The organism is Mesorhizobium comanense (genome assembly GCF_005503535.1).
Lineage (GTDB): Bacteria > Pseudomonadota > Alphaproteobacteria > Rhizobiales > Rhizobiaceae > Mesorhizobium > Mesorhizobium comanense.
The window spans coordinates 1-15,046 of record NZ_SCNN01000035.1 but is presented as its reverse complement, the minus strand read 5'-3'; the positions used below and the strand labels follow the sequence as shown (position 1 = coordinate 15,046).

The 15,046-nt window shown below is 64.6% G+C and carries 8 protein-coding genes; 6 read left to right on the top strand and 2 right to left on the bottom strand.

The window, feature by feature from the left end:
• Nucleotides 1-32 precede the first annotated feature (32 nt).
• Nucleotides 33-1,202: an iron-containing alcohol dehydrogenase gene (locus FFS37_RS32795; protein ID WP_137935076.1), complete on the top strand. Its 1,170-nt coding sequence runs from the start codon at nt 33-35 to the stop codon at nt 1,200-1,202.
• A 42-nt stretch (nt 1,203-1,244) separates the two neighbouring features.
• On the opposite strand, the gene FFS37_RS32790 is transcribed toward FFS37_RS32795, so the two are convergent.
• On the bottom strand, nt 1,245-7,862 hold the full coding sequence (locus FFS37_RS32790) for a CHAT domain-containing protein (protein WP_137935075.1): 6,618 nt from the start codon (nt 7,860-7,862) through the stop codon (nt 1,245-1,247).
• A 208-nt stretch (nt 7,863-8,070) separates the two neighbouring features.
• Between FFS37_RS32790 and FFS37_RS32785 the strand changes: the two genes are divergently transcribed.
• A complete protein-coding gene (locus FFS37_RS32785; RefSeq protein WP_137935112.1) occupies nt 8,071-10,104 on the top strand; it encodes a YgiQ family radical SAM protein in 2,034 nt (677 codons plus the stop codon).
• 234 nt (nt 10,105-10,338) lie between these two features.
• On the opposite strand, the gene FFS37_RS32780 is transcribed toward FFS37_RS32785, so the two are convergent.
• Nucleotides 10,339-11,679 (bottom strand): RsmB/NOP family class I SAM-dependent RNA methyltransferase, encoded by a 1,341-nt coding sequence (locus FFS37_RS32780; protein WP_137935074.1) that lies wholly within the window; start codon nt 11,677-11,679, stop codon nt 10,339-10,341.
• A 51-nt stretch (nt 11,680-11,730) separates the two neighbouring features.
• Here FFS37_RS32780 and FFS37_RS32775 point away from each other — a divergent pair, with 51 nt between their 5' ends.
• The 4 genes from FFS37_RS32775 to FFS37_RS32760 all read left to right on the top strand — a co-directional run bounded on the left by FFS37_RS32775 (nt 11,731) and on the right by FFS37_RS32760 (nt 14,957).
• A complete protein-coding gene (locus tag FFS37_RS32775) occupies nt 11,731-12,291 on the top strand; it encodes a dehydroquinate synthase/iron-containing alcohol dehydrogenase family protein (RefSeq protein ID WP_137935073.1) in 561 nt (186 codons plus the stop codon).
• Nucleotides 12,292-12,999: 708 nt separating this feature from the next.
• Nucleotides 13,000-14,061, top strand: coding sequence for an aromatic ring-hydroxylating oxygenase subunit alpha (locus tag FFS37_RS32765; protein ID WP_137935072.1), 1,062 nt, complete (start codon nt 13,000-13,002; stop codon nt 14,059-14,061).
• A gap of 9 nt (nt 14,062-14,070) precedes the next feature.
• Nucleotides 14,071-14,247 carry a hypothetical protein gene (locus tag FFS37_RS35910; protein ID WP_171026516.1) on the top strand — a complete coding sequence of 59 codons (177 nt, stop codon included), beginning with the start codon at nt 14,071-14,073 and terminating at the stop codon, nt 14,245-14,247.
• A 155-nt stretch (nt 14,248-14,402) separates the two neighbouring features.
• The gene (locus FFS37_RS32760) at nt 14,403-14,957 is read left to right on the top strand and encodes a metallophosphoesterase (RefSeq protein ID WP_137935071.1); all 555 of its coding nucleotides are present in this window, start codon (nt 14,403-14,405) and stop codon (nt 14,955-14,957) included.
• Nucleotides 14,958-15,046: the final 89 nt, after the last annotated feature.

Here is a 15,046-nt window from a genome sequence, read left to right as displayed (position 1 = left end):
CCCGAAACTCTCATGTCCAAGGCATTGATCCCATGACCGCATTCACTTCGGCCGTCTCCAGCAACTGGAGCTTCCCGACCTCCGTGCGCTTCGGCAATGGCCGCATCGCCGAACTGGCCGATATCGTGCGCGAGCTTGGCGCGAGGCGGCCGCTGGTCGTCACCGACGATGGCCTGAAGACGCTTTTCCCGGTGCAGCGCACGCTGGAGGTGCTGAAGGCCGGCGGGCTGGAAGCCGGCTTCTTCCACAACGTCAAGCCGAACCCGACCGGCCGCAATGTCGATGAGGGCGTCACCTTCCTCAAGCAGGGCGGCCACGACCTCGTCGTCGCCATCGGCGGCGGCAGCGCGCTCGACGCCGCCAAGGCGATCGCGCTGATGGCGACGCAGACCATCGCCATGTGGGATCTCGAGGATATCGGCGACAACTGGAAGCGCGCCGACACCTCCGGACTCATTCCCGTCATCGCCATTCCCACGACGGCGGGAACCGGCTCCGAGCTCGGCCGCGCCTCGGTCATCACCAACGAGGCCGAGAAGCGCAAGGTCATCGTCTTCCATCCGCGCATGATGCCTGATGTGGTGCTGATGGACCCGGAACTGACCATCGGTCTGCCGGCGCACATCACCGCCGCCACCGGCATGGACGCGCTGTCGCACGCGCTCGAAGCCTATTGCGCGCCGAGCTTCCACCCGATGGCCGAGGGCATCGCGCTCAACGCCTTGCTGTTGATCAAGACCTGGCTGCCCCGCGCCGTCGCGGATGGCAGCAACATCGAGGCCCGCGCCCAGATGCTGATCGCGTCCGGCATGGGCTGCGTGGCCCTGCAGAAAGGCCTTGGCGCCATCCATGCGCTGGCGCACCCGCTCGGCGCCCTGCACGACACCCATCACGGCCTGCTCAACGCCGTGCTGATGCCCTATGTCTTGACGTTCAACGCCCCGGTGCTGGAGGACAAGCTTGCCCTCCTGGCGCGCTTCCTCGACCTTCCGACCCACGATTCCGCGGCGGTCGTGAACTGGATCGTCGAATTGCGCAAACAGCTGAACATCCCGGCCACCCTGCCCGGCATCGGCCTCACCGCCATCGACGAGGACCGCGTCGCGGCCATGGGCGAGAGCGACCCCTGCGCCGGCGGCAACCCGATCAGGCTCGACCGCGACAATCTGCGCACCATCCTGCGCGCCGCGATTGCCGGATAGACGGTATCGCCGTCCGCGAGGCTTGCGACATTCCAGATCGTGTCACGGCATGCCCATGATCTCGAACCCGGCCCAGGCGGCCGGATGCGCGTACGTGCCTTCCTTGATCATTTCACGCTGCGCGGCCGCCATCGCTTCCAGCGCATCGTCGTCATAGTGGTCATAGAAGCGCGACGCGAGGTCCTGCGTGGCAGCATCATTCACTTGCCACAGCGTCGCGGCTACCGTTGGCACGCCGGCATGGGCGAAGGCTCGCGACAGCGTCTGGAACTCGACACCCTGGCCACCCAGGCCGGTCTCGCAAGCCGACAGGAAGACAAGGTCGGTGTCGGAAAAGTTCATGAGCTGGATATCGATCAGCTTGAGCTTGCGGTTGTCCGAGAGCAACAGGTAGCTGTCTTCCGGATGCACCGGATCGAGTAGCGCATGCGTGGCCAGATGCACCGCGCGGGAGCGCGGGCCGAGTTCGGCGAACGTGCCGTAGTCGGCCTTCTCCCCCAGCCTCAGCTCCGTCAGCATCTTCACCCGATCGCGAATCTCTTCCGCCTCCTTGCGCGCGCCCGGCAACGAGCCGTCCGGGTCGCCCAGGATCAGCATCTGATCCGAGGCCGAGGCGATGTGTGTCAGGTAGATATGGACGAGATAAAGCGACGGCATCAGCCCGATGGCATGATCCTCGACGAGGAAGTGGTTCTTGTCGCCGCGCTGGCTGACGAGGCTTGCGAAGGGAACCTCCGCCAGCGGACCGGACGGCACGAAGTAGACATGCTTGTAGCCCCCCAGCAGGTCCTCCACCGGCAGCACCAGTTCCTTGTAGAGCTGATTCAAGCCATCGTAGAGCTGCCGGTCCTGATCCTTCGCCGTGGTCGCACCGTCGAACAGGCCAGGCTCGGCCTTGACCAGCGAGACCCCACCTCTGCCTTGGCGCAATGCGGCAGCCACGGCCTGCAACCGGCCGCGCGTCAGCCGCGCTTCCGCAAACAGGCCGCCGGCGTCGATATCGACTTCGCGGACATCGCGCTCGTCACGACCAACGACCTGGATGAACAGCTTCTTCGCCGTGGGTATGTACTGCACCATGACGCTGTCTGCCGGCATCTCCTTCTGCAGCGCGGCCAGGTCCAGTGGCTTCATCTGCAGCATCTGCGCCATGCCCTCGGAATCGCGCTCCAGCTGCAGCAGCACCCGCGCCATCTGTTTCTGCCGCTGCTCCACCAGGTCACGGATCCTGTCGGCGCTCTCATGGGATGCGATCAGGCCGTCGTCCGGGCCAGCACTTGCCGGCGGCTTCGCCGCCAGCTTCTCGGTCAGCGCGCTTTCCCCGCGCACACGCTGCTCGACCGCCAGCTTCGACAGCTCATCCTCCAATTCCAGATAGCGCTTGGCCAGCCGGGCGCGAGGGTCATCGGCGCCCAGCCCCTTGATGAAGATCTCGCGCTGGCGCCGCAGGCTCTCTTCCTCCTGGCGCTCGAAAGCCTGCTCGCGCATGCCGCTCGAAGTGAGAAAATCGGCCGCGTCGCCGCCCCCGGTGTCGAACACCATCAAGCCGCGATCGGTGCCGGCGTAAATGCGTCCATTGGCGTCCGTTTCGAGCGTATGCACCATGCGCGAGCCGTAGCGCGACAGCCGCTGGTCGGGCAGCAACCGGTTGAGGCGGTCGGGATAAAACCACTCGCCATTGCGAAGGCCGACAATGCCGGCGGCCGTGGGAAACAGCCAGACCTCCTTGCCGATCAACACGCCGCGTTCCCCAAGGAACAGGTTGGGATGCGCCGCCAGCAGCGCCAGGTAGGAGCTGTCCTTCATCGCCTCGAGATAGGAGAATGTCCCGGCCTCGTGCATGCCCATGCCGGCGGTCGTGCCGACAATCGCGCGCCCTTCGGCCACGGGCGTGTAGCTGGTGACGAACCACGGCCGGCCCTCGAGATCGTCCGACCCGCCAACCAGGTCGAACCCGTTGCCGTTCCATTGGGCCATGCCGCCGCGCATGTTGGTTCCGTCGACGGCGATATGGCTCTCGTCCGAGCCGATCACCCAGACGCGCCCGTCGACCGTGGCATAGACGCCGGCGATCCAGCTTGCCGGCATCGGGAACTTCGCGGCATCGAGGAAGTAGGAGTATTCCGTCGTCTTGCCATTGGCATGGCGGAAAACGGAGGTACGCGTTGTCGCCCAGATGGCGCCATCCGGGCCGACGGCAAGCCCGGTGATCTCATCATTGGCGGCCCCGCGCCCTTCCGCCGTGCGGTAATGCTCCACGTCGTTGCGGGCCGAGAACAGGACCTCCGGCAGCGCGTCGCCCGTATGATAGCGCATGATGTCGGAACCGTCGTTGAACAGGATCCCGTTCGGCACCGGCACCATCTTGCGCACGCGCGCGGCGAACAGATATTGCGCCTCGGGCGGGCCGTCATGCAGCATCGCTTCCACGGAACCCTGGCGGGCGATGTAGGTAACACGCCCGACCGGGTCGGTGACGATGCCCTGGACCGGGCCGTCGCTGTCCACCGTCACCTGGCCCTGCTGGAATGCATAGAGCGCCCCTGAATCGGACATGACCCAGAAATTGCCCTTGCCGGCCGAGATGGCCAGGGCCGCCTTCGGGCCTTGCGACAAAGGCAGGGTCAGGTGCTCGACATATCCGCGATGGTAGAAGCCGATACCGAGATCGCTGAGGATCGCGAGAGCCGGAGCTTCGCCGTCTCCGACGTCGACCTCGGCCAGCCCGTAGAGTGCCTGCGATACCTGCAGGTCCTGGCGCCCGCCCAGCGGGCGAAGCGCGCCGAGCCGGCCGTCGGCGCCGCGCGTCACCTCGAAGACCTCCCGCAAACCGGCCAGATAGACCTGCCCGTCGGCCGAGACATGGGCCGAGCGCCCCTCGAAGTCGGCTATGCGGCGCGGGCTTTCATGCGGCGTCAGCAGATGCACGGCGCCATTGGCGCCGACCATCACTTCATCGGCCGAGATCGCCGCCACGAAAGCCGGCTCCTGCCTGGCCAGCACCTTATCGGCGCCAAGCGAGGCGGCCGTTTCCGGATGCGCGCCCGCGTCGTCGAAGAAGGAGAGCCCGTCGGCGCCGGCGGCGAGCACGCCGTTACGCCAGGGCACCAACTGGGTGACACGGCGTGACGCGAGCCCATCGGCCGCCGAACTGTAGTAAGCTTCGACCTGACCGGCCGCCGACAGCCGCACAAGGCCATCGGCCGTGCCCAGCCACAGACCGCCGTCAGGACGCTCGGCGATCGCCAGCACGTCGGACAGGGCCGTTGCATCCGCCGAATTCGGTGCCTGCGCCAGCTTGCCGGCTCGCATGTCGATGAGATAGCGCAGCCAGAAACCCTTTTCGCGGATGAACAGTCCCGCCGAGGTCGCGACGATGACGCGGCCGTCGCTCATGGCCTGGATGGCGCGCAGGCGCAGCCCCTCGCGCAGAGGCTTCGGCACGTAGTCCGCCAGTTCGTACCTGGCCCAGTAGCCTGGATTGGAGAGGTTGGAACCTGCCAGCCAACGGGCATCGGGCAAGAGTGTGACGGGTTTTGCGGCGGCGTCCTGGCGCGAGCGTGCCAGCCCGGGCCCGGCCGCCTTGTCGAACTGCCCCAGCGCCTCTTGCCAGTGGTCCCAGTAATCCTGGTCGAGGCCGCCGGGAAAGGTCGACGCATAGAGGTCGCCAAGCAGCGACACGGCTTCGGCGGCCTCGCCCGGTTTCTTGTCCATCTCGCCTGCCAGCCCCAGCAGCAGCCTTTCAATCCGATCGAAGTCGCCGTCCGCGCCCTCCAGGTAGGGCACCATGGCTTTCACGGTCGGCAGGAGCCGGGCGTCATCGGGGGTATCCGAGAGCTCGTCCAGCGTGTCTCTGAGCTTGGCGGCCTCGGCATCGCGCTTCTCGTCACGGTATTCGCCGGCACCGGTATCGTTGATCATCCCGAGTAGCGTGGTCATCGCACCGGCCACCTTGACGGTGACCTCTGAGCCGCCGCCGGGCTCGAGCTTTTCGATTTCACCGCTCTTGTCATAGCGCACGTCTATTCGTCCAACGCCCTCCAGCGTGACGACAGCCGGCTTGCCGATATCGTTGTATTCCAAGGTCAGCACTTTGCTGTCGGTTTCGATGCGCGATATCTGGCCGCGGTCGTCATAGCCGATCTTGACGCCGCCTCCGTTCGGCACCTCGACATTCACCAGGTTGCCGCGCGGGTCATAATGGAAACGCCGCCAGGAATTGCCGCTGGCGCGATAGCTCACCGCCCCCGTCACGGGGTCCTCGCTCTGCACCAGCCGCTGGCCGTCCGGTTGGGTCACTGTCTTCGTGAACGTATCCAGGTCCAGCGTCACGATGGGCGAGCGCTTCTGCGCGGCCAGCCGGGCCGCATCGTACCAGGCGACATAGCGCAGGCTGGCCGAAATGGATTTCCGGTCGCCATATTGCTTGACGAAATTGTCGGACGCGTTCTCGAAATCCGCATTGAGTTGATTGTAGTCATATTCATGCTGGCGGAAGGTGTCTGGTGAGACGACTTTCAGCCGCTCGTAGAGGACCTTGGCGAAGATGCGGCTGCCGCCCCATTTGGCATGGCGCACGGCGATGTCGGCGATGCGGGCGCCATCGTAGGGGTCGCGCTTGTACCAGTCGTACAGGCCGGCGAAGACCCGCCGGTTGGACATCTTGGCCAGCGAATTGTAGAAGCCCAGATCGCGGGAGGCGTCGGAGTCCGGCGAAAGACGCGTCGTGGCTTCCCAATCGGCAACCATATTGGCCGTGTCGCCATGGATGTTCGACAGCAGCGCGATCTCGTAGCGTGTGTCGGCGTGGTTTCGGCCGAGGCGCTCCGCCTCCTCGCAGTCGCCGCGTGCCCGCCGGTAGATTTCAACGGCGCTTTGGTCCCCCGGCGTGTCCATTTGCGCGACGATATAGCAGCGGAAATAGGCAAGGTCGGCGCGTTCGACCGCATCCGCGCCTGCCATTTCGCCCCGCGCCATGTCGATCAGTTGCAGTGCGTCGTCGAAACGGCGCTGACCGTCGTAGATCTCGAGGATGTTCCTGATCGGGAAGGCCTTGTCCGGTATTGCGCGGCGCACACCCTGCCAGAAGACGAGCTTTGCGGGATCGCCGCTCTCCTCATCGGCCAGCAACGTCCAGTAATCGTCATAGATTCCCCAGCGATCCTGCATCGCCCGGAACCCGGCAACCGCCGCGTCATGGTCCTCGACGGCCTTCAGATGGTTGAAGTAGAGGCGTTGCGCGTTGTCGGCCGGAATGACGAAACGCTGCAGCCACTCGTCGACCAGCGGTTGCTCGTCGCGTGACTTCCCGGCGTCGACAAGGTTGGAGATCAGATAGCGATGGGCCCATTCCGAATTGGGCAAGGCCGCTAGCGCCTCGCGGGCGAACGCGATGGCCTCCGGTGAGCCGTCAGGATTCAGGCGCCCCGATTCATAATAGGCGTTGCTCGTCAGTTTCCCGAAACGCTGCTTGAAGAGCGCGACCAGTTCGGCCACGCGCGCGGGCTCGGAACGCGTGGCGGCTATCCTGATCGAGAGCTCCAGGTCGGCCTTGAGCGGCAGCGCGCTTGCGCTGACCACGGTGGCGAAGCGCTCCGCCTCGGACACGCGTCCGCTGTCCATCTCGAGACTGGCCATGGCGCGGTTGAGACCGACCGCGTCCGGTGAACGGCCCAGTGCGGTTTCCAGAATGCGCCGGGCCGCACCGAGGTCGCCCGCCACGCGGTAGGCGTTCGCCATCAGTTGCTCCACCCGGTCGGCAAGAGCGCCTCCTTCCAGCACGGAGGTTCGCCGGACGAGGGCCGCAACCTCCGAGCGAACATCCGCCTCGGGCAACACCTTCACAGCGTAGTTGGACAGCTGCTGCGCCCGATAAGGGTAGTAGGGAAAGCTTGCCAGGGACGCGCGCATCGCCTCCAGCGCTTCCTCCGGGCGGCTCAAGCTGTCCAGCTGGATCGCCTTGAAGCGCAACGCCATGGCATCGTGCGGATGCTCGGCCAACCACATGTCGGCGAGCTCCAGCTTGCGGCCTGTGCGCAGCGCCGAATCCCCGACCAGGAAGGCGCGGCCAACGCGCCCGAACAGGTCGTCCGGATTCGGCCGGCTGGCCAGGAGTTTTTCGGCGTCCTGGCGCGTCGACCGCAGGTCATCGGCATCTTCAAGCAAATCCCAAAGGGCGTGAAATTCTTCGTTGGGATCAGCCAGCGCCGCCAGGTTCAACCTGGCCGACTTGACCTTGTCATCCGTGTCCCACGTCGCCAGCACGCGCGCGTGCCAGATCACCTTGCCCTCAGTCGGAAAATCGTTCGCCAGGCGCGACTGGCGCGCCTCGTCGGAAGCTTCCTCGGCCAGGAACTGATCAGGGAAGCCGCCGAGCACGGCGACCAGGTCCGGCGCCACGTGCTTGCGCCAATCGTCTGCCAGACGATGATCGGCATACATGGCGCGAGCCCAGACGTAAGGCGCGTAGGGATGCATCCTGGCCGAGCGCAGGTCGGCCTCGACATCCGTGATCAGCGCATCGAGGTGGCGGTCATGGGCGACGAAGGCACTGTTCCAGCGCAAAAGTCGCGCATCGTCATAGGCGTCCGCGGCATGTGCCCCGACGACACCCAGCAGAAGCAGCGAAACGAGATACACGATCCCGGTGAGACGCCACATTGAACTTGCCCCCAAGTCCCGCAACGATAAGGCATCAAACGCCCCGACGTTGTCAATGGTTTGGAGTCCGCCGCGCGCGGCGGCCCGACGGGATGCCGCGAACGGCGAGCCTGCCGGCCGGAATTGCGGCTTCAGTTCCGGCATGTCTTTGCCTCGCCCCGATCCGAGGTTCATTGAATTCGCCATGGCGGCGGTCTATACGTCCGCGATGGAAACCATAGCCAGCGCCCAACAGAACCTGATTTCGCTATCCGGGGGCAAGCCGCACGCCGCAAAGGCGGCACCCTTCCTCCCGATGAGCCGCGCCGAGATGACCGCGCTCGGCTGGGACGAATGCGACATCGTGCTCGTCACCGGCGACGCCTATGTCGATCATCCCAGCTTCGGCATGGCGATCATCGGCCGCCTGCTCGAATCCCAGGGGTTCCGGGTCGGCATCATCTCGCAGCCCGACTGGCAGTCGGCCGAGCCGTTCAAGGCGCTGGGCAGGCCGAAACTGTTCTTCGGCATCACCGGCGGCAACCTCGATTCGATGGTCAACCGCTACACGTCGGACCGCAAGCTGCGCCACGACGACGCCTATACGGCGGGCGGCGAAGGCGGCAAGCGGCCGGACCGCTGCACCATCGTCTACACGCAGCGCTGCCGCGAGGCCTACAAGGACGTGCCCATCGTGCTGGGCGGCATCGAGGCCTCGCTGCGCCGCATCGCCCATTACGACTACTGGTCCGACAAGGTGCGCCGCTCGATCCTGGCCGATGCCAAGGCCGACCTTCTGATCTACGGCAATGCCGAGCGCGCCGTGGTCGAGGTGGCGAACCGGCTTGCCGAAGGCGATACGCCGCGCGAGCTCGACACCATCAGGGGCGTCGCTCTGTTCCGCCGCGTGCCCGAGCACTTCACCGAACTGCCCGCCGACGACATCGATTCCCCCGACGAGGGCGCGACCCGCAAGCCCGGCGACACGGTGATCCGCCTGCCTTCGTTCGAACAGGTCGAGGGCGACCGCGACGCCTATGCCCGCGCCTCGCGCGTGCTGCATCGCGAGGCCAATCCCGGCAACGCCCGCCCGCTCGTGCAGCGCCATGGCGACCGCGACCTGTGGCTGAACCCGCCGCCCATCCCGCTGACCTCGGAAGAGATGGACGCCGTCTACGACCTGCCCTACGCGCGCGCCCCGCACCCGTCCTACGGCAACGCCAAGATCCCCGCCTGGGACATGATCAAGTTCTCGGTGACGGTGATGCGCGGCTGCTTCGGCGGCTGCACCTTCTGCTCGATCACCGAGCATGAAGGCCGCATCATCCAGAACCGCTCCGAAGGCTCGATCCTGCGCGAGATCGAGAAGATCCGCGACAAGACCCCGGGCTTCACCGGCGTCATCTCCGACATCGGCGGGCCGACCGCCAACATGTACCGCATGGCCTGCAAGGACCCCAAGATCGAGGCGGCCTGCCGCCTGCCGTCCTGCGTCTTCCCCGACATCTGCCCCAACCTCAACACTTCGCATGACGACCTGATCCGGCTCTACCGCAAGGTGCGCGAGGTCAAGGGCGTCAAGAAGGTGATGGTCGCCTCCGGCGTGCGCTATGACCTGGCCGTCAAGAGCCCCGAATATGTAAAGGAGCTGGTGACCCACCACGTCGGCGGCTATCTCAAGATCGCGCCCGAGCACACCGAGCGCGGGCCGCTCGACAAGATGATGAAGCCCGGCATCGGCACCTATGACAAGTTCAAGGAGATGTTCGACGCCGCCGCCAAGGAAGCCGGCAAGAAATACTATCTCATCCCGTATTTCATCGCCGCCCATCCCGGCACGACCGACGAGGACATGCTGCATCTGGCGCTGTGGCTGAAGAAGAACCGCTATCGCGCCGACCAGGTGCAGACCTTCCTGCCCTCGCCCATGGCCACCGCCACGGCCATGTACCACACCGGCGTCAACACGCTGAAGGCGGTGCGGCGCGGCGCGACCGACAAGGTCGAGACCATTCGCGGCGGCCGCCAGCGCCGGCTGCACAAGGCCTTCCTACGCTACCACGACCCCGACAACTGGCCGCTGCTGCGCGAAGCCCTGAAGGAGATGGGCCGCGCCGACCTGATCGGCCCCCGCCCCGAACAGCTCATCCCCGCCCACCAACCCGCCGGAACCGGCAAGGCCGCCGGCGTGAAGCGCCCCATCGGCAAAGGCCGGAGCTTCACCACCAAGGGCGTGCCCTTTCCGAAGAAGTTGAGCCGCTAGAGCAATTCCAGGAAAAGTGCGTAGCGGTTTTCCGTCCGGAATTGCGTAAAAACAAAGGTTTAGAGCGGTTCGGCGATTCCGTGAAGCGCTGAACCGCTTTAGGGCAATTTCAGGAAAAGTGTGAGCGGTTTTCCCCGGGAGAAGCGCAAAGCGCTTCCCCTCGGAATTGCGACAAAACAAAGAGTTAGCAGCCGTTCTTAATTTCCGTGAAACGGTGAACGGCTCCAGACCGGCCTACTCCGCCCTGCCCTTTATCGACGCTTGTTCGGCCGCCGGCGCCGCCTCCCGCTGCATCACGGCGGCAAAAAAACCGTCGGTGTCGTGGCGCGCGGGGGTCAGCGACAGGTAGTCGGCATGGGCTGAACTGGTCACCCCCGGCGCGGCCTCGCGCAGCGGCACGACGCGGAAGGCGGGATGCGCGGTGAGGAAGGCGGCCACCTGCTCCTCATTCTCCTCCAGAAGCAGGGAGCATGTCGCGTAGACCAGCCGTCCGCCCGGCTTCACCAGGCGCGCCGCACTTGCCAGGATGCGGGCCTGCAGCGCCACGACATTGCCCAGGCCCTCTTCCTCGGTTGCACGCCAGCGCGCATCGGGGTTGCGCCGCCATGTGCCGGTGCCGCTGCAGGGCGCATCGACCAGCACGCGGTCGAAACCGCCCTTGTGGCGCTTGATCCATTTGTCGGTCTCGCCGGACAGCAGCCGGGTCTCGATATTGTGCAGCCCTGCCCGCCGGAAACGCTCGGCGCCGCGCTTCAGCCGGCCCTCCATGACTTCGCAGGCGACGACATGGCCCTTGTTGTTCATCTGCGCGGCGATGGCCAGCGTCTTGCCGCCGGCGCCGGCGCAGAAATCGACCACGCGCTCGCCCGGCCGGGCATCGACCAGCATGGCGACGAGCTGCGAGCCCTCGTCCTGGATCTCGACCTCACCGCTTCTGAGCATCGGCAGGCCGGCCAGCGAGGGGCGCTCGTCCACGCGGATGCCGTGCGGAGCCATGGCGGACGCCTGCGCCGCGAGGCCAAGGTCCCGCAAGGCGCCGAGCATGGCCTCGCGCGTCGCCTTGACCGGATTGACGCGCAGGTCCAGCGGCGCCGGCTTGAGAAGCGCGGCCATCTCGCCAGCGAATGCGCCCTCGAAACGCCGCCGCAGCGGCCCGGCCGCCCAAAGCGGGCATTCCAGGCGCACCTCTTCCGGCATGCCGGCATGGTCGATCGTGCCCCCCTGCAACTTGACCAGTAGCGCATGCTCCTGATCCGTCAGCGCGGCGGGCGCGAATTTCGCGCCGTTGAACAGCCGCCCGATCTGCTCGGGCGTCCTGCCTTCCCCAAGCGTAAGCCAGGCGAGCAGCCGGTTGCGGGCCACATCCGCGCGCCCATGCCTGCCCAGCCACCAGCCAAGCCGCGCATGATGGCGCAGAAGCGCGTAGAGCAGTTCCAGGATCGCCCCACGGTCCGCGTCGCCGACATGCCGCCGCGCCCGAAACCAGGCGGAGACGACCGCATCCGCCGGCCGCGCGACGCTGTCGACTTCATGCAGGAGTTCAAGAGTGGCTTGCAGGCGGCTGGCGAGATTCACGGGAAGGACGGTCGGGTTGGGAAAAGGGCTGTATAGGCGACGGAGAAGCGGTTGGCCATTGGCCGCGCGCACGACACCCATCACAGGCTGCTCAACGCCGTGCTGATGTCGAACGTCGTCAGGTTCAACGCCCCGGCGATGGAAGAAAAGCTCAGCCTGCTCGCACGCTTCCCCGATCTTCCTAGCCACGATTCATCGGCGATGGTCGACTGGATCATCGAATTGCGCAGGCAGCTCAACACCCCCGCCACGCTGCCGAGCATCGACTTGACCGACATCGATGAAGAGCGCGTCGCCAGATTCTCAGCGCCGGCGGCAACCTCCCGATGGCTGCTGCTGTATTTAAGGGTAGTTGTTTTTCTTAGGGGTCGGCGGTTTAGGCTTTTGGAACACGATTCCGCAGCTCTTGCGGGAGGACGCATCTTCGATCGCCTGCATTTCGCCTTTGAGCCGAGCGACCTCTGCCGCGGATGCGCCGTCGCCACTCGCGAAGAAGAGCGCCGGCCAGAATATGATTACACCAACGGCGACCACCGCAGCGTCCTGACCGGCCTTTTTGTTCTGAACACCCGCAGCCTCCGCCGCTCGGCTGGAAATATTTGTGGCCTCTAGCGCCAGCTGCTCGCATGTTAGATTCTGATAAAGTATTGGCGAAACATAGCTAGCTTGTATCTTTTCTGGTGGTGTCGCACACCCGCAAAGCAATAACCCGGCGCCAAGCACCGCTTTTGTAAATTTTGTCATCCCCCAAGCCCCTCCCAAAGGCATGAGGCCGATCAAGCATATTAAAATCCTGCGTGCAAGCAGGGAAATTTGGGGGCAGAATTGTTTATGGCCAGAACCTCAAAGTAGATTGACTTTTCTCACTCTTGGGCCCGTTTCTCTACTTACGAAAACAACGCGAAGCTTGGCACCACCAGACGGCGTCTCTGGCCCCTGGCGGTTTCACAGCTCCCTTCGTCGCCAGTTCTCGAATGACCGTAGTGGGCCGGCTGCCACTGTCGGGTTTCGGTCGCGCCCGGCGGATAGCTGCCATTCTGCAACCGGCCCCATCCCGTCGTTCGCGAGCGAAGCGCACCATTCTGATACAAGCCGTTCCTCAGGCGACGGCGAACCGGGCTCGAAGTCGGCCTGGAACCTGTGCTGCGGTGAAGGCATCCGACGTGATGATCGCAGTCGACAACCAGGTCGGCGAATTGGAACCGCAAATCTGCGCTGAAGCAAAATCGCACGCCGGCTTACGGGCTGTGCGCGGCGGAGCCAAGTCCCTTGCGATGTCGCCCCGCTTGCGACAGGATTGCCTCGACTGGAGGTTAGCCTATGACGCCACATACCTTGCGCGCCGACCACACGCCATCAGACATTGCGCCCGTGCAATACCTGAACCTGGACCCGTCGCTTTATGTCCGCGACGATATCTGGCAGCAGGAACGGCGCGACATCTTCGCGCGCACCTGGCAGTTCATGGGGCCTGTCGCCTCGGTCGCGACATCAGGTCAATACCTTGCCATCGACATCGCCGGCACGCCGGTCTTCGCCATCCGGGGCCGGGACGGGACCTTGCGCGGATTCAAGAACGTCTGCCGCCACCGGGGGGCCAAACTTCTGGCCGATGGCGCGGGCAAATGCGGGCTGATCGTCTGTCCCTATCACAAATGGTCCTTTGCCGACACCGGACGGCTGGTGCAGGCCCCGTGGTATGGCAAGGATCCCGCGATCATCCCCGAGGACTGGCCGCTGGAGGCGGTGCAGTTGTCGCAATGGCGCGGGCTGCTCTTCGCGGCGCTCGACCCCAGGGAAAGTCTTCTGGATCAACTTGGCTCCCTGCCCGCCGAACTGGCGGACGAGCCGTTGGAGACCTATGCCGCCACCGATCAGGCCACTGTCAGCTTCGCGGCGAACTGGAAGATCTACACCGACAATTTCGTCGAAGGCTACCACATCCCCGGCACGCATCCCTCGTTCTACGCCGCCATCGACTTCGAAGCGTTCCAGACCACCGCCCATCCCGGTTATGTCCGGATGACCGCACCGCCGAAGGACGGTCTGTTCTATCGCGGCAAATGGCTTTGGATGTGGCCGAACTGGACGCTGTCGCTCTTCGATGGTGGCATGAACGTCAGCCGGATCAACCCGACCTCACCGCATCACACGGACCAGCACTACCATTTCTTCTTTGCCGACACCTCCGCGGAAGCATCGGAGAGCAGGGCGAAATCCGTGCAAGGCACCCTGGCCGTGGTACGCGAGGACTACACGATCTGCGCCGATACGCATCGCAACTACGCCGCGGGAGCCTACAGCTCCGGCCCGCTCTCGGGGCGGCATGAGCGGGGCGTGCAGTATTTCCAGGAACGGGTCGCTACGACACTGGGGCTGTAACCGGCCCTGGTGCTTCTCAAGCCGGCGCCGCTGGACCTGCGCGTCAATCCGATCAAGGTGACGCGCGAGGTCACGCTCGGCGCCTTGCGCAACCTCGGCTTGCAGGCGCGGGCGTCGGCGCTTGCCCCTCATGGCCGGGTGCTCTCGTGCCAGCGCCGAGCCGAAGCAGTCTCAGGCAGACAATGACGAACGGTTGGCGTTCGACCCCCTTCCTGCTTGGCTGCTACTTTTAGGGACAATGAGAGTGTCGAGGTGGCAATCTGTGGATGTCGTCGACGTCTCAACCTCGCAGCTGGAAACTTTTGCAATATCCAACTAGGGATTATTGCAAGGGGTAAGAGATGCGCCGTATTCGAATCCTTCAGGTTGGAGATATCCACTATCCGGACTGGCAGCTTGTTCCCAGCGATATAGACGCTAAGGATAAGCAGTTTGCTCCAAGTATCTCGGAGGCCCTTCGGAGTTCCGCATTCCGGGCGGTGCTCCGAAAACTGCGAGACCTGTCTTCGTCTGACACCACCAACGGCGTCGTGTTCGTCGGGGATTTTACTACGAGGGGTAGATCGGAGTTCATCGAGGGGGCATTCAGGCATTTCTCATTGCTTTGCCGAGGTAGCGGCGAGAGCTCTCAGACAACCCCGCTGCTTTTCGTGCCTGGAAATCACGACGTAAATCGGATCGATGCCTTCGAACTCGGCAAGGTGGAAAAGTTCCGGAAGATCAGCCAGATAGCCATACGTCAGGGCTGGTGCCCGGTTCCTCTGGACCGGCCTGTTTCAGTGGTCGTCGGCCCCAAGGACAGGGGTGCCGAGCTTCTACTCATCAACACTTCGATCGGGAGCTGGGAGCTTCAGAACCTTCCGGAATTCCTCAGTGTCCGTTCCAAAAAGAGTTGAGTGATTTCAGCAGGTTGTGATTCCGTCGGATTTGCGAGATTCGATGGAGATCACGATGGCCTGGACTGAAATCACCCGTGCGCATTATG

Excerpts from the sequence above, each read along its gene's own strand:
- FFS37_RS32795 (WP_137935076.1), top strand. The coding sequence starts at position 33 with ATGACCGCATTCACTTCGGCCGTCTCCAGCAACTGGAGCTTCCCGACC.
- FFS37_RS32790 (WP_137935075.1), bottom strand. The coding sequence starts at position 7,862 with ATGTGGCGTCTCACCGGGATCGTGTATCTCGTTTCGCTGCTTCTGCTG.
- FFS37_RS32785 (WP_137935112.1), top strand. The coding sequence starts at position 8,071 with ATGGAAACCATAGCCAGCGCCCAACAGAACCTGATTTCGCTATCCGGG.
- FFS37_RS32765 (WP_137935072.1), top strand. The coding sequence starts at position 13,000 with ATGACGCCACATACCTTGCGCGCCGACCACACGCCATCAGACATTGCG.
- FFS37_RS32760 (WP_137935071.1), top strand. The coding sequence starts at position 14,403 with ATGCGCCGTATTCGAATCCTTCAGGTTGGAGATATCCACTATCCGGAC.